The organism is Arthrobacter sp. fls2-241-R2A-172 (assembly GCF_030208885.1).
Taxonomy (GTDB): Bacteria; Actinomycetota; Actinomycetes; order Actinomycetales; family Micrococcaceae; genus Arthrobacter.
Genome location: NZ_JARVTB010000008.1, coordinates 74,612 through 91,801, shown reverse-complemented (window position 1 = coordinate 91,801; position 17,190 = coordinate 74,612). Strand labels below are relative to the sequence as shown.

General features: G+C 60.5%; 12 protein-coding genes. 2 read left to right on the top strand and 10 right to left on the bottom strand.

Translation table 11 applies throughout. The annotated features are described in order from the left end of the window. Positions 1–422 precede the first annotated feature (422 nt). The 5 genes from QRM57_RS13180 to QRM57_RS13160 all read right to left on the bottom strand — a co-directional run bounded on the left by QRM57_RS13180 (position 423) and on the right by QRM57_RS13160 (position 5,872). Positions 423–1,343 (bottom strand): DUF2971 domain-containing protein, encoded by a 921-nt coding sequence (locus QRM57_RS13180; RefSeq protein WP_284986946.1) that lies wholly within the window; start codon positions 1,341–1,343, stop codon positions 423–425. 141 nt (positions 1,344–1,484) lie between these two features. Next, positions 1,485–2,195 carry a helix-turn-helix transcriptional regulator gene (locus tag QRM57_RS13175; protein WP_284986945.1) on the bottom strand — a complete coding sequence of 237 codons (711 nt, stop codon included), beginning with the start codon at positions 2,193–2,195 and terminating at the stop codon, positions 1,485–1,487. A 664-nt stretch (positions 2,196–2,859) separates the two neighbouring features. Beyond that, positions 2,860–3,801, bottom strand: coding sequence for a type II secretion system F family protein (locus QRM57_RS13170; protein WP_284986944.1), 942 nt, complete (start codon positions 3,799–3,801; stop codon positions 2,860–2,862). Continuing rightward, a complete protein-coding gene (locus QRM57_RS13165) occupies positions 3,798–4,649 on the bottom strand; it encodes a type II secretion system F family protein (protein WP_257369186.1) in 852 nt (283 codons plus the stop codon). The genes QRM57_RS13170 and QRM57_RS13165 overlap by 4 nt, the downstream gene beginning before the upstream one ends. After that, a complete protein-coding gene (locus tag QRM57_RS13160; protein ID WP_284987081.1) occupies positions 4,649–5,872 on the bottom strand; it encodes a TadA family conjugal transfer-associated ATPase in 1,224 nt (407 codons plus the stop codon). The genes QRM57_RS13165 and QRM57_RS13160 overlap by 1 nt, the downstream gene beginning before the upstream one ends. Positions 5,873–6,545: 673 nt before the next feature. On the opposite strand from QRM57_RS13160, the gene QRM57_RS13155 reads away from it, so the two are divergent. Further along, complete coding sequence (locus QRM57_RS13155; protein WP_502868649.1) at positions 6,546–8,888, top strand: GH25 family lysozyme; 2,343 nt, start codon at positions 6,546–6,548, stop codon at positions 8,886–8,888. An 83-nt stretch (positions 8,889–8,971) separates the two neighbouring features. Here the strand turns inward: QRM57_RS13155 and QRM57_RS13150 are convergent, their stop codons facing one another. The 3 genes from QRM57_RS13150 to QRM57_RS13140 all read right to left on the bottom strand — a co-directional run bounded on the left by QRM57_RS13150 (position 8,972) and on the right by QRM57_RS13140 (position 11,974). Further along, positions 8,972–10,423 carry a hypothetical protein gene (locus QRM57_RS13150; RefSeq protein WP_284986942.1) on the bottom strand — a complete coding sequence of 484 codons (1,452 nt, stop codon included), beginning with the start codon at positions 10,421–10,423 and terminating at the stop codon, positions 8,972–8,974. 112 nt (positions 10,424–10,535) lie between these two features. Further along, the gene (locus tag QRM57_RS13145) at positions 10,536–10,826 is read right to left on the bottom strand and encodes a hypothetical protein (protein WP_284986941.1); all 291 of its coding nucleotides are present in this window, start codon (positions 10,824–10,826) and stop codon (positions 10,536–10,538) included. A gap of 332 nt (positions 10,827–11,158) precedes the next feature. Then, entirely contained in the window at positions 11,159–11,974 is an 816-nt protein-coding gene (locus QRM57_RS13140; protein ID WP_284986940.1) for a hypothetical protein, read from the bottom strand. Between the two features lie 493 nt (positions 11,975–12,467). Between QRM57_RS13140 and QRM57_RS13135 the strand changes: the two genes are divergently transcribed. Continuing rightward, a complete protein-coding gene (locus QRM57_RS13135; protein ID WP_284986939.1) occupies positions 12,468–15,668 on the top strand; it encodes a chitobiase/beta-hexosaminidase C-terminal domain-containing protein in 3,201 nt (1,066 codons plus the stop codon). Between the two features lie 76 nt (positions 15,669–15,744). On the opposite strand, the gene QRM57_RS13130 is transcribed toward QRM57_RS13135, so the two are convergent. Both QRM57_RS13130 and QRM57_RS13125 read right to left on the bottom strand, forming a co-directional pair. Beyond that, a complete protein-coding gene (locus QRM57_RS13130) occupies positions 15,745–16,701 on the bottom strand; it encodes a glycosyltransferase family 2 protein (protein WP_284986938.1) in 957 nt (318 codons plus the stop codon). Between the two features lie 3 nt (positions 16,702–16,704). Next, the gene (locus tag QRM57_RS13125; protein ID WP_167263114.1) at positions 16,705–17,190 is read right to left on the bottom strand and encodes a GtrA family protein; all 486 of its coding nucleotides are present in this window, start codon (positions 17,188–17,190) and stop codon (positions 16,705–16,707) included.

Here is a 17,190-nt window from a genome sequence, read left to right as displayed (position 1 = left end):
AATGGCTTGGACACGCGACTTGCCGACGACGCGTTGCGGAAATTCCAGTGTGCGGTCTTAGCTTAAGTACGTGGGGCCGAGCACTCCAGAGTTTTGCGGACTGTGAAGGAGTGCCCGGCCAGAGCAACTAAACCTAGGTTGGGTTGCTGGCTACATCGTAATAATGTCGACGTGTCATAAGCAACGACATATTGAAAGTGTTGCCAGTCTCCCCTCCTGGAGAAGGACGGGTGATCGTTATGCCTGGTCGGCATGCGAAAGAATGGCGTGGCATTTATCGATGGACGCCGCTGGACTGGACGGTGGTCATGCTCAGCCTGGCCGCGGTCGTCATTGATCTGATGGGCCTGCTTACATAGCGGTGTCCTGGCTTGGGCCGCCCATGCTCATTCAATGCCCATGGGCGGCTTCAGGCTCAGCGTTTACTGGACGTGGTACTTCGCTTCGCCCGCAAGAGCATCTACGCGTTCCATCAGGGACCCACCCTCTGTCGGTGGGAAGGCGGTGCCTGCCACTTCAGGTTCACCCGGTGGGAGAGCCTGGACTGTGCGGTTGTGATAGCGCATTCGGTTGATGTCGATGTTTCCGAACTTCGACAGCGCCTCGTGCAAGGAGGGCAGCTTCCAGTCGGGGAAGGAGTGCCCCAGGAACACGCACGTCAAGGCGTCGCTGATGTCGATGTACTCCGGAAGCGTGGACTGGTTCATGAGAGCGAAACGGTACTCGTATTCCGCGCTCCAGTCGGCATGCTTAGACAAGAAGATTTGCTTTTTGAATACTTCCGCGTAGTGCCTGGCTACGGCGTCCGTGCCGTACCGGATCAGGTGGCTGGTGTCGATTGAATCCAGGAACGGCGCACGGGGCCCTCGCCAGTAGGAGATAGGGCCGGAGACTCGAAGGTCGTCTGAACCTCCGACCTTTTCGAACGCCTCGTGGAGCTTTTCAAGGTCGAATCCCATGCAGACGCCAGCGTGGCCACCGCCGTAATGTGCCCAGGACGAGAGGTGACGCCATCCGCGGCGTTCGCCTTCGAATCGCGGAAGGCCCTGGCCCCAATCTCTGGTGAGGCAGAGCACTTTGGAACGGAGCCTTATGTGGTGGTCGATCTCCTTGGTGGCGGCCCTGAATCTATCCCCGTCGAATTGCTTCTCATCCTCTGGATCTACCAGAGAGAAGCCAGTGTAGATGGGCTCGCTCTCCCAAGGGTCATTGGTCGAATGCATCGGAGAAAGTCGCAGGGTGCCCGTGGCCAGGATGTTGGAGATTGCTACATCTGCGGAGGTGTAGTGGAAGACCTCTCCGGTTGCCGGTTCTTCCTCGATCTGTGTTGGCAAGAATGTCATGGCATCAAATCTATCCAGCATCGCCAAGCTCCCCCGTACAACCGCACTTCGAAGCCCCGTCTGTTACTGCGTGGTGTGTCGTGGCCGTGCAGCGTTCGTTCCCGTGGTGGTGGCCGCAGGTGGTGCACCATGGCCGGCGGTTCACCGTCTACCCTGGCCGAGGTCAAAGAGGTCCAATCTGGAGGAAGCCCCGGTCTTCCGGAGCGCATTGGAGATGTGGTTCTCGACGGTACGGACACTGAGGTGTAGGCGATTTGCGATCTCCAAATTTGTGCAGTGTCTCGCAAGAGCACAAACCTCAGTTTCACGCGGGGTGAGCTCATACTGCGGTGGCGGCAGACGGACTTTGCGGGTGGGCACCACCGCTGCTGCTGGGAGGCTTATCAGTGTCTCGCTGCGGGTACTCGTAACTGCGAGGTGGTCCGATGTCAGCTCAAGATCATCTGGTGCCGTGGTGATCAATGGGCAGTTTGAGCGGCGGAGAGCGTCTTCAATCACGGCTAGCGAGTATGGGTCGACGTGGTGGATATCGTCTATGGCTAGCAGGGTGCGTGGTTTGACGGTCAGTTGGGCGGTTAGGTCGTCTGCGAGCCGTAAAACGGGGTGACCTGGTTCGGCGCGTAGGTCCAGGCGTGCGATTGCGGAGTACGGGATGTTTCGGTGAGTGCGGAGGGCTCGAACGACGAATGCTGTGTGACCTGTTCGCTCTAGCCGGTTGACGATGCTGTTGAGGGCTGCAGATCTGCCACCGCCCGGCGACGAGATGATGCGGAGGCTCCGGCCCGGTCCGATTTGCTCGACGGCTTCGTCGGCTTCTGTTTCGAACCTCGATCCAGTTTCTCTGTGTACCATGTGATGCCCCCAGTGTCGCGTGACTTTGACCGCCGTTGTCCGGACAGAGGCCAGCAGCGGCCCGTGCCGGTGCAATTGTTTAGTGGCTGTAGTCCGGCTTTCGTGACACGGAAGACCTGCCCTCATTGCCCCTCCTTGACGGCGGCAGGCAGAACAACCCGGGCACGATGAATGAGTGATGGCCAGTACTCGTCCTACGGTGGGATGTACACCCAGCTAACAGGGTTGTTCCCAAGTGCGCCGAAGAGTTCCGTGCCGCCCGTTCAAACGTCTCTTCCAGGGTTCCCCGGTGCACTCCGTTGGCAGCGTCATGAGCATCAGTAGCAGCCAGTAGAGGCCGAGGGGTGAGATTAGACCACTGTTACCAATGTGAGTGGTGTGTGTTCTCCCCCAGCCAACTCGCCGATGTTCCTGCCGGTGAGATTAGGGCGCGTTCACTAGTGTGATCATGACCCAACCCGGTACGTCCCCCCGTTCATGGTCGTCCGTGGCCGGCATTGTCTCCCCCAGTCCGGCCGTGAACCAAGAGCCGCAACCAAGTACCAGGACCCAGGCTGCAATTGTGCTTTGAGCTTTTTCCTTCATGATTTCCCCACTATGTGTCGAGCTGGTGTTGAAGCAGCTTGTTGGTGAACAGGATGATGAGATGGACCTGGCCAGCCTCCTAGAGGCTGATTTCCAGGGCTGCAATGGCTGGGAAGGCGGCAAAAACCACCGTGAGTGGAAGTACACCGAAAACGAGCGGCACCATCATGGCGATCTCTTTCCGGCCGGCTGATTCCATCAGCTCGCGTTTGGCGGCGTCACGGACGTCGGCAGCCTGCGCCCTGAGTACGCCGGCCAGTGGAGTGCCGCGTTCCACAGCAACCACCAGCCCGTCGAAGAACCTGACGAGGGGTGGCAGCTCCGCCCTGGAGGAAAAGCCTCGCAGGGCCTCTGGCAGCGGCTTTCCGGAGCGGGCATCCGCGATGACCCTGGCGAATTCGGCGGAAAGCTCGCCGCTGGAGCTGCGGGTCACCCTGTCCATGGCGCCCATCGCGCTCTCCCCTGCAGCAACGGCCAAGGCCATGAGCTCGGCAAGGCCTGGAAATTCGGACAGCATCCTGGACTCGCGCCGCTTGATGTGTTGGCCAAGAACGTAGTCACGCAGCAGATAACCCGCCAATGCACTTCCGATGACCGCGACCACCAGTAGTGCCGGGCTGAACTGTCCAGTCGCTGCCCGGACAGCAACCACCAGAACAGCAAGCACGAAGCCAGCGCCGGCCCACAGCAATTGCTCGGCCCTGTAATCAAGAGTCGACTTCTGCGAACCCGCCCGCGCCAACCGCTTGGCCAGAGCGGTCGAACCGACATTGAACCGGGAAAGTTGCCGCATTGCGTCACGAATCACTGGACGGAGTATCCGTTCCAGGGGTCCGAATGGCGTCAGGTTCTGCGTGGGAGGGCGCAGAAGGCGCGATTCGAGGTTCCTGGACTTCAGCTGCGGTTCGATTCGTTCGGCCAGAGTGATGCCGCGCAGGAAAGGCAGGCGAACCATCGTCAGCCACACCCCTGCCCCAAGCAGGAGTCCACACAGGACCGCGAGCGCTGTTGTTGAACTCATGCAAGGATCCGTTCGTCCTCAGGCAACGCGCCTATTCGCAGCATGACCGCGTAGCAGATCACGGAGACCAGGAGGCCTCCCAGCAGCACCATGGCGCCAAGGGGTGAGCTGTAGGCCCGCATCGCCTCCGGCCGGCTTGCCATCACCACCAGGATGATCCACGGGGCCGCGACGGCGAGGCGGGCGGCGTTAATCGTCCAGGATTGCCGGGCCTCAAGCTCGCTGCGTGTCCGGGCACTATCCCGCAGGAACTCAGCGAGGGTGCCAAGCATCCGGCCAAGGTCGGATCCGCCCACCTCCCGGGTCATCCGAAGTGCTTCGATAATCCGGTCTGCCACTGGATCAGCCAGTCGCTCCTTCAGCCTGTTCAAAGCAGCATCGAATTGTCCACCCGACCTGTAATCGGCCCCGAAGTCGAGGAACAGGGCACGCAATTCATCCGGCCCGTTGTGACCCAACTGAATCAGTGCCTCCGGCAACGCCAGGCCCGCCCGGATGGCGGAGCGCAGATGATCCACTACGTCCGGCCAAAGGACGCGGAGCGCCGCGCGGCGCTTCTTCGCCCTCCAGCGAACCACGCCGAAGGGCACCCAGGAACCGAAAATTGCGAAGCACACAGCGATGGGAAGCGAGGCCGTCAGCACAAAGAAGACGAGAAGGGCGAGAAGGCCACATCCAGCGCAGGTCGCGATGAGCCCGCCAGCCGTTACCTTTTCTATCCCCGCCGATACCAGCAAGAGGTCCAGTCGCCGCGGCTTGGCTTTCTTCTTTCCGGCGGGCTGCTCCCACGTGGACCACCACACCAGAAATACGCCAAGGCCACAGAGAATCCCGAGAAGTGGTGCCATCAGTTCAACTCCAGGAGGGCGGCAACATCGAAACCTGCCCGGGCAAACTTCTCGACCGCGGGCATGGAATTGGCTCTGGGCTGCAACTGGCCGCCAACCATGCCAAAGACTTGGGATGACTCGATGATCCCGTTCTCCACGCGGCGCCCCAGGGAGAGCACCTCGGTAACCTGCCTGCGCCCGGTGGAGTGGCGACCGCAGTGCACCACGAGGTCTACGCATGAAGCGACCGTGGGTAGGACGAAGGCACTGGAAATGTTGGCCCCTGCCAGCAGTGGCAGGGTACAGATCTTCGTTACAGCGTCATGAGCGGAGTTGGCGTGCACCGTACACATACCGGGAAGGCCCGAATTAAGGGCGATCAGCATGTCCAGGCTCTCGGCTTCACGGACTTCGCCGACGATGAGGCGGTCGGGCCGCATACGCAGTGCTTCCTTGACCAACCGACGCAGCGGGATTTCGCCCTCACCCTCCAGGTTGGGCTGCCTGCACTGCAGGCCCACGACATCGCGGAGAGGCAGTTGAAGCTCGAAGATTTCTTCTACCGTGATTACCCTTTCGCGGGAACCGACATTCGCCGCCAGGCAGTTCAGCATGGTGGTTTTTCCCGCTTGGGTGGCCCCGGACACCAAAATGTTGAGGCCACTGGCCACGGCAGCGCCCAGGAATCTGGCTGCTTGGGGTGTCAGGCTTCCCAGCTCGACGAGGTGCTCCAGGCGGCTTGCCTTGGCAATGAATTTCCGGATATTCACTGCCCAATGCTTCCGGGTGATATCGGGGATGGCTACGTGCAGCCTTGAGCCGTCCGGCAGCGCAGCATCCACGAACGGTGATGACAGGTCCAGCCGCCGGCCCGAGCTCTTAAGCATCCTTTCAACGAGGTCCCGGACCTGCTGCTCGGTGAGGCTCAGGGCAGTCAGTTCAGATTCCCCTTTCCGGGCCACGTAAATTTCATGGGGAGCATTGATCCAGACCTCCTCGATGGAGGGGTCATCCAGAAGTGGCTGCAAGGGACCGAAACCGGCGACGGCATCAAAGACGTGGCGGCGCGCCGCCTCGAGATGTCCCAAAGGTGGAAGGGGCCCGAGGAGCGCCCGCTCGTCATAGTCGCTGACCGCGGCCTCAACAAGTCGACGCACGTCGGCCGTTTGCTCCAAGGGATCCAAACCCCTGCGGCGGATAAGTTCGCGGACCTCGCCCTCGACTATTTTTACAGCGTCCACATCTCCCCCAATGGTCACGGATTGGTCAACCGAGCGCATCTCGAGTGACTCACGCTAGGCGAGCGCCAAAAGCCCCTCAAGTCACTCGGAGGCACATGTGGATAAGTCAGAATCAGGAGTCACTGCAGTATCCTCAACCCCACTAGTCACTCCAGTTCCAGAATGTTAGGGTAAGGCCGTTAGGAGCTGGCCTTTGGTCCCATGCGCAGGCGCCCGCCCCGGAGCTTGTCCGCAAGCCACACCATGCGCCGCTGAGCCGCGGCACAGGGCCGGAATGCAAATGAAAAAACCATCCCTCAACGTGCCCCGACGGTTGACGTGGACCAACGCAGGCCTTGCCCTTGCGACCGCCCTCGTGGCTGGCAGTTGCCTCGGAGCTCCTGCGCAAGCCGTGTCAACGGGACCCCAGCCGGCTCCGTCTGCCACGTCGCAACCGACGCCATCGCAGGGCCCACGTCCCGCTCCGACGGGCACAGACGCTGTGGCTCCCCAGAAGGATGCCCAACCGTATGTCCCTCCGACCGCACCCGCGGAACCCAAGCCGGGAACCGCCGTCGGACCTTCCTCCCCGCCGACGCAGCCGCCCGGCCAACCGTTGAACGAGGCGGCGCAGGCGCCGGATCCAAAGGCGTTGCCGGGCAGCGGGCAAGACGCGGTGGCAAAGAACGTGGCGATGAGATCAGCTATCCCGGCCGGCGGAGCCGAGATGGGACAGCGCTCCCCACGGGTCACTGCCGCCGCCCAAGGAAAGGGTTCCCCGGCACCTGCGGACGCCCAAACGCTTGAGCAAGCCCCGGTCCAGCCCTTGGGGGCTGACACTGGACACTGGCGGCCCAGCATCGGGATTGCGGGCCAGGACGTCAGTGCCCATCAGGGCAACGTCGACTGGCAGAGCCAATGGAACCAGGGCTCGAGGTGGGCATACGTCAAGGCAACTGAAGGCAATTACTACCTCAACGAAAACTACGCCCAGCAATACGACGGCTCACGAAACGCAGGCATGGTGCGTGGGGCCTACCACTTTGCCATCCCCAACTGGTCCTCAGGCGCTGACCAGGCCAGGTATTTTGTGGCCAATGGCGGAGGCTGGACCGCGGACGGTTACACCCTTCCGCCCGTCCTCGACATTGAGTACAACCCCTATGCCGGACGCACCATCAACGGCTTCTACTTCGGGAACACGTGCTACGACATGTCCAAGGCGCAACTTGGCCAGTGGGCGGCAGACTTCGGCAACACCGTCATGGCGCTGACGGGCCGGTTCCCAGTCATCTACAGCACCACGGACTGGTGGAACACGTGCGTGGGGAACTCCACTTTCGGCAGCTATCCCTTGTGGATCGCTTCCTACTGGAACAACCCCACCAAGACGCCCGGAACCTTGCCCGTGAGCTGGGGCAACTACTCCATGTGGCAATACAGCAGCACCGGACCGTTCGAGGGTGACTCCAACATCTTCAACGGCAGCTACGACCAGCTGCGGACCTTCGCCCGGGGTGTTTCTTCCCCACCCAATCCGTCCATCGCATCAGGAGCCGACATCCTCGCTACCAACTCCGGGGGAGGTTTGGATGCCTTCCCGGCCAGCGGTACTGGCCGGATTACGGGGCCTGTAGCGATTGGCTCAGGCTGGTCGGGGGCATCAGCACTTTACGTAGTGGACTGGAACCAGGACGGCGTCCAGGACATCCTCTCGCAATGGTCAGATGGAACTCTGAAAGTGTTCAGGGGCGCCCCCGGAGGCGGTTTCTACGCTCCCATCCAGGTAGGTTCCGGGTGGAAAGAAATGTCGCTGACTGTTGGGTGGTGGAATCTCAAAGATGGATACCCGGGTGTCGTAGGCCAGGACTATAAGGGCAACCTATACAGCTACCCGAACAACGGTGGTGGAGGTCTCGGAAACGGGGTCCTGATAGGGACCGGTTTCAGTGGACACCAACTCAACCAGATCGACTTCGACGGTGACGGCAACCAAGACATGGTCACCCGTACTGGGGATGGAACCCTCAGGCTGTACAGGTCCGACGGCGGGGGCAACTTCCTTGGCGAACCAGCCTCAGTCATCGGTTCGGGCTGGGATGGAATGACTGCGGTCAGCTCTTCGACGAATTTCTCCGGAGCCGACTCCCAAGGACTGAATGCCCGTGCCTCCAATGGAGACCTCTACTACTACCCCGCAAATTCCGGGACGTGGGGAACCCGGACCCTCATTGGCTTGGGCTGGAACGACGCAACCCTGATCAGCGGAACGCCTGTGGATGTCGATTCGACCTTGGGAATCGATCAGGAAGACGTGCTGGCCGTGCGGCCGGATGTGAATCTCTACCGGTACCCAGGCACCGGCACCACTGCCCTACTGCCACAAGACTTGATCGGGACAGGGTGGGCCGGTCTGACCGCCGGTTTTGTCACTGACTGGAACGGCGACGGCGCACTGGACATCGTTGCGCAATGGAACGACGGAAGGCTGAACGTCTATCCCGGAAAGAGCGGCAAGGGATTTGGGGCACCACTTCCCCTTGGAAGCAACTGGAAGGGCTGGACTTTGAGCGTCGGCACTTGGAAAAAGTCGGATGCCCACCCGGGAATTGTCGGCTACGACTCAAACGGCCGCTTGTACTATTTCAACAACCCCACCGGAAAGACAGTCTCCACCGGGGTTGCGATCGGGACTGGTTGGACCGGTCTGGATATTGTTCAAATGGACTTCGACAAAGACTCCAATGCCGACCTGCTGGCTAAAACCAACACCGGAGACCTCAAACTGTACCGCTCCAACGGCACGGGAAATTTTGTTCCTGAGGCCGCCTCCGTGGTTGGAAAGGGGTGGAACATCATTTCGAGTTTCGATGCCGTCAGTGGCTTCGCTGGTCCGGGTTCCAGCGGAATTATTGCCCGGACCACCATCGGGGAACTCAGATACTACCCAGTGGGACCGGGCAAATCCTGGGGAACGGCGACCCAGATCGGCTCCGGCTGGAACGGTCTGACAATACTGGCACCTGCAGCAAGATAAGCTATTTGCCGCCCCTCTCCGGCACTGTTACAGGAACGGTGCCGGAGACGGAGCTGGTGGGAAACTCCAGGATGTTGGCGTGATTACGCGAGCAGTGTATTCATGGCATTTATCAAGGTTGTCTCCACTCCGTTGGTACCGGCCTTGAAATGTGCCAAATGTCCGTAGACGGTCATCGAACCCCCTGCAATGCCCGGAAAGTCCGGTTCCCACCCTCCTTCATAACTTCCCAGGGGCATGGAGGGCGGGAAAAACTCGTTGCTGGGAATGTAGCAGCACGACTCATTGGCATATCCCCCAACAATGATCCCGTTCGTACCTCCATTGCGGCTCCGGAAATAGGCGGCGTATCCACTGACCAGTTCTCCCCCGATCATTGCGATCTTCAACTGAGGGCTTCCATTGAACTTCCACACCTGAAAGGGCGACGGAACGGCTGTTTCAAAACTGTTGCTGTCGATGCGTCCGATCATGACCTGTGCATGGCGCTGATACCACTGCGGTTGGCCGTTGGGGTTTCCGAGCCGGGCCACATAGGCAGCACGCACTGCGGCCAGGTTGGCGGGCGTCGGAGTAATATCCAACGGCAATTGGACTTCCTGGTACCTGGTGAGCAGTGGCCCGCTGAGGGCGCGGCCCGCGGACTGCATACTTGAATTCACGGTAGCTCCGAGGGCATCCCCGTGCTGGTCCCTGAGTTCCCAGCTTCGCACGCCACCAGGGTCCTGGTCTCCGGCGGGTCCCTGGACAAACATCGCAAAGCAATCCGGGTTGCGATTCTCGATGTAGTTGCAGGCACCTGCAGCAAAATCCCCATCGAAGAGCGTACGCAGGCCTGCGCTAATCGGGTGGCAGCCATAGCTGAAGATAACAGCCGCTGGCGTACCATTCCCACGCCGGGCAACAAGAATGGGGACTGCTGTTTCGGTATAGGGAAGGCCCACCCTGTTCGCAGAAAAGTTCTGAGTCGAAACTTTGTAGTCAAAGGTCACGGATGTTTCATTCGCGTTCAGGGCCTCCTGGGCGAGGTTGACAATAGTGTCCTCAAGGTCCGCACTGTAGGAGCGCACCAGGCCAAGATCCACCAAGCCATACGCCATGTACGGATGGAGGGTGTCTATCAGCACCGGACCATTGTGTGTATGTGTGGCCTGAATCAGAATGTCACTGTCCGCCCAGTCAGCAAGTCCGAGGATCCTGTCCCTGATCCGCTGATGCATGGCACGCGGCAAGGCCAGGACATCCAAGCTGATGATGATGTGAGGACTCGCGTCCTCCCAAATCAGGATGGCGCGGGCGTACAGGGGCTCAAATGGCGAACTGCTCGTGGCCTCGCGACCACCATCAGTGGAACCATACCCCGCCATATACGGGTTGGTACTCAGAGACGGCGTTATATCAGCGCTTGCCGTTCCAATTCGAAACGCCATAAAGATCACTCCCTTGATTGTGCGCAACGGGTGATCTTCGTTTGCCCCCAAACAAAGTCCGTTTCCCGATAACGATGAACAGCCAATACGTGAGACCACCTTCATTAGACCATGTGGCCACACAAATCAGTACGGTTGTATGCGACGAATCCGTCGCTTCGAATTGCTGTCAATAAAGATCACAGCACCATGAGAAATAACACCTGCGACTTACTGGTTAGCGTGCTACCGCGGTCTTGAGCCAACGGGTAAGCAGGGCTGCTTGCGGAGCCAGTGGCGCGAGAGTCAAGGCTCCCTTCACCACCGGAACGCCATAAGCCGCAAGCGCCTCCGGGAGACCTCGCAGGTCTGTGCGGGTGCAGGCCCTGACGATGCGGAGGCAGAGGTCCGTGGCCTGCCCTGCGGGAGCACCGGCGGCTACGGCAGCGTTGACCGCAGCCGTCTCCTCGGAGGTCAGCACAAAGGGTCCACTGCCGACATACGTAACCTGGCAGTCCGTGATTTGCATGTACCTTGTCGACGCCCACACCTCCTCAAGACTCGAGAACTTGCCGATGGGGCTGCCGTCGGCAGCTGTGCAAGTAAATTGATATCGAATCTTGGGCTCTGGCCGCTCAGTGGCAACTTTGTTGTCCTTTTCGGCAACACGGGCCACATCAAGAGCGGAAGGTTGGGACGTATTTACTTTGATTCCTGAGCAACCGGCCAAGGCGAAAGTCGCCACACCGAGCTGAAGAACACTGCGCCTGCGCATGTCCACCGAGGGATCCCCACTTCATTCGGATGCTCCCCAGCTCCGCATGCATTGGTTATTCGCCCCAAGCCGTTTCCGGCTGCGTCTTAGTACATCTTCCCCCAAATTCCGCATTTGTCACTAGTAAAGTTCTGCCCGTCCTCAAGAACCACCTGTTTGGCCGCTTCAGCCAGCCCGCCACGGGCCACAACCGAACCGTCCGATCCGGTGACTGTCCACGCACAGTCCTCGGCATAGGCGCCTGGCTTGAGCAACTGGAAAGTGCCCGCTGCCACGCCATCGGCCACTGCGTGGGAGCCATCTCCAAACCTCTCACCCCGCGCCCAAGCGGCAATGATTTTCCCTTGCGGCCCCTTAGGGCAGTATGCCGAAGAAGCAAGTAGGGTCCCTCGGCTTGCCTCGTCGAAGCCGCCAGGTCCGGCCTCGTCGCTGATCCGGGTGCACAAGCGGAGGACGTCCAACAGGGTATCGAGACCATTGCCCGAGCTCCCGCCCGGCATCGCCGCTGTGGAAATTGCTTCAGCTTCCCGGGCCGTCGGTTCGAACGGCCCGGATCCCGCATACGTCACCTCGCAGGAGGCGATCCGCGTATAGTTGCTGGCCGCCCAAACCTCAGCCAGGCTCGACAACTGAACTACCGGGGACGCATCAAGGCTTGAGCATAGGAATGAAAACCGTCCGGGTTCATCCTCTCCCGGGGCACCGTCTCCCTCGGCTACGCCGTTGAGCGTCCCAGAAGGTGCCGGCCCGCCTGGAACCAAGGTTGCTGACGCGGATGGATTGCTGCCTGGCGACGCATCCGGGCCCAGTTGTGGCGTAGCGGATGTTGGTTGAGGCGAAGGGGCCGTGCAGGCGACCAGGAGCATCAGCACCGGCAGGGCAGTGGGAAATAGTCTGCGCATTGTTACCTCCACCCCCATCGTGAATTGCTCCAGTTACGCGGTCAAGACGTCCCGCGCCCCCATGACAATCCTTCCCGGAATCGGTCTGGGAACCCGTGCCGGGTGACTGGGGAAGGAACAATCCGCGCAATAGTAGTGACAAATCGTGGGATTGGTGGAAGATATACATAGACGCAGCCGGAGACGGCGTGGGGCGAATAACCAATGCATGCGGAGCTGGGGAGCATCCGAATGAAGTGGGGATCCCTCGGTGGACACGCGCAATCGCAGTGTTCTTCAGCTTGGTTTGGCATGTCTTGCCTTCGCCGGTCGCTCAAGAACCTCTCATCCAACAACGCTTTCTTCTTCCCGCAGTGCGGGCGGTCCGGAGCATCGCCGTCATACGTTGACCGCACTCCTGGCCACTGCAAGCTTGGCCTCAGCAGCCCTTACAGGTGTGCTGAGCGCCGGGCCCGCAGCTGCAGATCAAGCCCGCCAAACCTTGACTACCGGCTTGACCAAGGCAGCGGGAACGGTAGTGGACCCACAAGGCAGACTATGGGTATCAGATGCCCGGGCCGGTTTCTGCCGTGTAACAGAGGCGTCAGGCTCGACGCCTGGAGGCCTGGAAGTGTCCACGTGCCTCGGCGGAACCCTTCCGGGGCACGACAACGGCCCGGCGTTAGCCGGTACCCCGGCCATGATCGATCCGACACCTGCCGCCGTGGGCTCCGGGGACGAGATCGCCTTCATTCCTGACGCCGCCGTCGGAAGTTCCGATGTCGTTCGCGCCCGCTGGAATTCCGGAAGCAGTACGTTCGAATACGATAGCGAGCTGACCATCTTCGATGGGGACTTGCGGCCGAACGCCGTCAGCGATGGCCCCGACGGCAACATCTATCTCTCATTCGGGAACGCCCGGTCAATCGTGAAGATTGTTGACCCGACCGCCCTCCACCCGAGCATAGAGTCCATCGCCTCCGTCAACTCCCGCTCTCTTGGCTTGGCAGCAACGCACCGAAACAGTGCTGGAAACGTGGTGGTGTATGTTGCGGAGACCTCGGGACTGACCGTCTTCACGGCCCCGGACGACGGTGAGTTGACGAATTTCGTTCCTTCGCCGCTCTATAACGTCGGAAAGCCGACAGCAATCTATTACGACTGGCAGTCGCCCTTGGTTCTCTACACAGGCACCGCAGGCGGAACCTCCAGTGCCGACGCCGGAAAGGACACCATCTCACGCATCGACTTGAGCACGGATTCCGTCGACAACAAGTGGGCTTTGGGCTTCAGTATGATCGGAGGCCTCGGCATTCGGGACGGGAAGTTGCTGGTCATGGAAGACCCAGGTCAGCTTGACCCCGCGAAGCCAAGCGAGCGCGGCAGGCTCCTGTCCTTGGGCGGCGTCGTTCCATCAATCACCAGTGGCCCAACGGCTGCCGATGGCACGCAAGCCCCCAATCCGGCTTTCACCAACGACTCCACGCCGACTTTCGTGGTGGCATCCACGCCTTCCGGCGGAGCACTTGAATGCAGCCTCCAGTTGAGTACCGCGACGCCGGTATGGCAAGTATGCACCGGGGGCACCTTTACCCCGGCTGCTGCCCTGCCGAACGGCGCCTATACGTTCTCCGTCCGGGCCGCGCCTTCGGGACTTCCGGTGTCCCGGGCGTTCACCATCGACCTGACAGCTCCCGCAGCCCCCATCATCACTTCTCCTGCGGCGGGATCGACGGTCAACGGTTCACCGGTCCTTGGTGCAACCTCCGACTCGGATTCGACCCTGTCGTGCTCAGTCGACTCCACCACAACGTTCACGGCATGCGCCACCGGCTACGTGTTCAAGCTCGCGACAGCGGGACAACACGTGCTCGGAGTCAGAGCCACGGACAGAGCAGGAAACATCAGCCCCGTAAGCACGGTGACGGTCACTGCTGATCTGACTGCCCCGCAGGTTGCCATCAGTGATCCGGCGGAGGGCGCGACCGTAGGCATCTCACCATCCTTCACCTTCTCCTCGTCGTCACCGGACGCAGCCGGTTTCAGGTGCAAGCTTGGCTCCAATGCCTTTACGGACTGCACATCTCCCAAGGTGTACTCAAACGTCCCAAGCGGTCCCGCAACATTCACCGTGGAGGCCAGGGACAACGCAGGAAACACGGCGACGGCCTCGCGGAATGTGACAGTTTTTGCTGCCGACACGACTGCGCCGGTAGTCACCGTGGATCCCGTGGGAGGAACATACGGGCCCAACAAGTCCGTTGCTCTTTCTGTGAATGAAGCCGCCACTATCTTCATCACAACCGACGGTTCAACGCCCACAACCAGCAGCCCTGTCTACAGCGGGCCAATCCCTTTGACGTCCATGACACTGAAATATTTTGCCCGGGACACGGCCGGTAATACCTCCCCCGTGACGAGCCAAACCTATGTCGTGGACAACGTGGCCCCTACCCTCACGGTGTCCCCCGCAGCCGGGGGTTACGCCTCCGGGCAGCAGGTCACCATGTCGTCGAATGAGGCAGGTAGCATCTTCTACACCACCGACGGCACCACGCCGGCGACGTCCGCTACAGGTTCTACCAAGGCCTACACCGCCGCTTTCGCCCTGACAGCAAACACCACGGTCAAGGCTGTGGCTGTGGATGCCGTCGGCAATGCCTCGGCAGTGGTGTCCCGTGACTACACGGTGCTGGACACCACCCCGCCGATTGTGACAGCGACTCCACCAGGTGGCAGCTACCCAGCGAATCAACAGATCACCCTGGCGTCCAATGAGCCGGGATCCAGCATCTACTTCACGACCAACGGTGCAAATCCAACGGCTACAGCCGGCAACAAGTACACGGCAGCGATCACCCTGACAGCAGCCATGACCCTGAAGTACTTCGCGGTGGACACCTCCAACAACAGTTCCGCCGTCGTGACGCAGAACTACACCGTGGCTTCCCCTCCGGCCAGCACTTGGAAGGACTACACCGGTGACGCCAAGAACGACGTGGTGGCACGGGACAATAGCGGCACGTTGTGGCTCTACCCGGGCAATGGAACCGGTGGATGGCTCACCCAGCGGTCCTTGGGGACCGGCTGGAACTCGTTGAATGCCATAATTCCCACAAAAGACTTCAACGGAGACGGCCGCAGCGATGTCCTGGCACGCGACACCAGCGGGGTCCTCTGGCTCTATCCGGGCAACGGAAACGGTGGACTGCAGCCCAAGGTCCAGGCAGGAACGGCTTGGCAGGGCATGACACTCATCCTCGCCCCGGGTGACTTCGATGGTGACGGCAAGGCCGACATCCTTGCCAGGGACTCTGCCGGCGCCCTATGGCTCTACCGCGGCAACGGAACCGGCGGATTCACTTCCAGCGTGCAGGTGGGCGCCGGGTGGAATGCCATGAATGCGATCCTCAGCACCGGTGACTTCAATGGCGACCGCAAGACCGATGTCCTTGCCCGCGACACATCGGGCATCCTCTGGCTGTACCCCGGCAATGGTACCGGCGGGTGGCTCAGCAGGGTCCAGGTGGGAAGTGGTTGGAGTGGAATGACCGCCATCCTGGGCCCGGGTGATTTCAACGGAGACGGCAAGAACGATCTCCTCGCCAGGGACTCGGGTGGCAACCTCTTCCTCTACCCGGGCAACGGAACCTCCGGCTGGCTGTCCCGCAGCCAGGTGGGTTGGGGCTGGGGAGGATTCACCTCCCTCCCATAGCTGAAGGGGATTCATAATGGGGAGAGCCCGGACGCATGATGCGTCCGGGCTCTCCCTTTGTCTCTGAGTTGGCAGTCTAGGTGCGTTCCTTCATGGGGTGCATGGACGGCCTGTTGGGACTGGCTTGAATATCCAGTTGCAACGAGACCAACAGCATCTGCACACCCAGCACAAACGGCACCACAGCAAGCATCACCGACCCCGCCGTGGGTGAACCCACACTGGCTGCCAGAACCCAGATCCCGGCAACCAGGCCCATAACGATCAATGCGATCCCGGCAATGAGCAGGAGTGCCACTGCGGAGAAGGACCACACCATGTACTTCCACCACACCCGGCGCCAAAAACCGCCGAAGAGCATTGCCAGCAGTTCCGGGATGACCTTCCGGAGCTTGATGCTGGACACCTCATTGCCGTACACGGCCGGGATGGGCACGTCCACGATCGGAACGTCCAGGATGTTCAAGTGGATGAGAAGGTCGTTCTCAAAGCTGTACCGGGCCGCTACCTTATTCATTGGCAGACGGCGCAGCACCTCCGTCCGGATGGCGGTGTAGCCATTCTGGGGATCGAAGATGTGCCAGTAACCTGAAGCCAGCTTTGTCATGAAGGACAAAACAATGTTGCCGAAGATACGGTACCCGGGCATGCCGGCAAACGATTCACCGGAGAAGAATCTGTTGGCCTTGGCGAAACCGTAGCCGTCAACCACAGGGTCCAGCAGCTGCGGAAGGTAATCGGGATCCATCTGCGCATCGCCGGCCATGACAACGTTGATGTCTGAGCCCAGTTCCATTGCAGCCTTGTGGGCCGTCAGGACAGCGCCACCCACACCTTGGTTGACCTCGTGGCGGATCAAGGTGACCCGGCCGTCGTCGGCCCGGCGGGCAGCGCCAGAGGTGTCGTCCGGACTGCAGTCATCAACAATGACAATGTCATCGACAAAGTCGGGCATCGTTTCGATGACCCGTGCGATGTGGTTTTCTTCTTTATAGGCCGGTACTACCGCGGCTATTCGAACGCCTCGATACATCGATTATCCTTCGCTGCTGTTAGGTGTGAGTTTTTGGGCCGGCAAGCCGGAGTCAGGCTCGCCATTTACAGGTTCAGTGGCGTTCTTCACTTGCTTTTGCTGCGGGAAGATCCAGTGCTTGTAGATGAAGTAGTTCCACCCCATGGTGACAATCGTCGCAACTACTTTACCCACTACATAACCAGCACCCAGGAACTGGAACAGCTCCACTATGCCCATGACGGCCACGGTGTTGAATGCCAGAAGGACCGAGTACCTGAGAACGCCGCCCAAAGCAGTACCCCCACCGTTGAAGGCGAAATGGCGCTGCAGGAAGTAGTTGAAGAAGAAGCTGCCCCAGAAACCGGCTCCTGTTGCGAGCCACAGGGGCCAGCCGAAGACCTGGAAACACAGAGCAAGCAGGCCAAGGTCGACCAGGAAGCTCAGGCCGCCCACCACGAGGAACTTGAACAGGCTCGAGGCCATGAACTTTCCGATGAAAGCCTTCAT

Excerpts from the sequence above, each read along its gene's own strand:
- QRM57_RS13170 (WP_284986944.1), bottom strand. The coding sequence starts at position 3,801 with ATGAGTTCAACAACAGCGCTCGCGGTCCTGTGTGGACTCCTGCTTGGG.
- QRM57_RS13180 (WP_284986946.1), bottom strand. The coding sequence starts at position 1,343 with ATGACATTCTTGCCAACACAGATCGAGGAAGAACCGGCAACCGGAGAG.
- QRM57_RS13130 (WP_284986938.1), bottom strand. The coding sequence starts at position 16,701 with ATGTATCGAGGCGTTCGAATAGCCGCGGTAGTACCGGCCTATAAAGAA.
- QRM57_RS13150 (WP_284986942.1), bottom strand. The coding sequence starts at position 10,423 with ATGAAGGTGGTCTCACGTATTGGCTGTTCATCGTTATCGGGAAACGGA.
- QRM57_RS13140 (WP_284986940.1), bottom strand. The coding sequence starts at position 11,974 with ATGCGCAGACTATTTCCCACTGCCCTGCCGGTGCTGATGCTCCTGGTC.
- QRM57_RS13145 (WP_284986941.1), bottom strand. The coding sequence starts at position 10,826 with ATGCAAATCACGGACTGCCAGGTTACGTATGTCGGCAGTGGACCCTTT.
- QRM57_RS13155 (WP_502868649.1), top strand. The coding sequence starts at position 6,546 with ATGAGATCAGCTATCCCGGCCGGCGGAGCCGAGATGGGACAGCGCTCC.
- QRM57_RS13175 (WP_284986945.1), bottom strand. The coding sequence starts at position 2,195 with ATGGTACACAGAGAAACTGGATCGAGGTTCGAAACAGAAGCCGACGAA.
- QRM57_RS13125 (WP_167263114.1), bottom strand. The coding sequence starts at position 17,190 with ATGAAGGCTTTCATCGGAAAGTTCATGGCCTCGAGCCTGTTCAAGTTC.
- QRM57_RS13165 (WP_257369186.1), bottom strand. The coding sequence starts at position 4,649 with ATGGCACCACTTCTCGGGATTCTCTGTGGCCTTGGCGTATTTCTGGTG.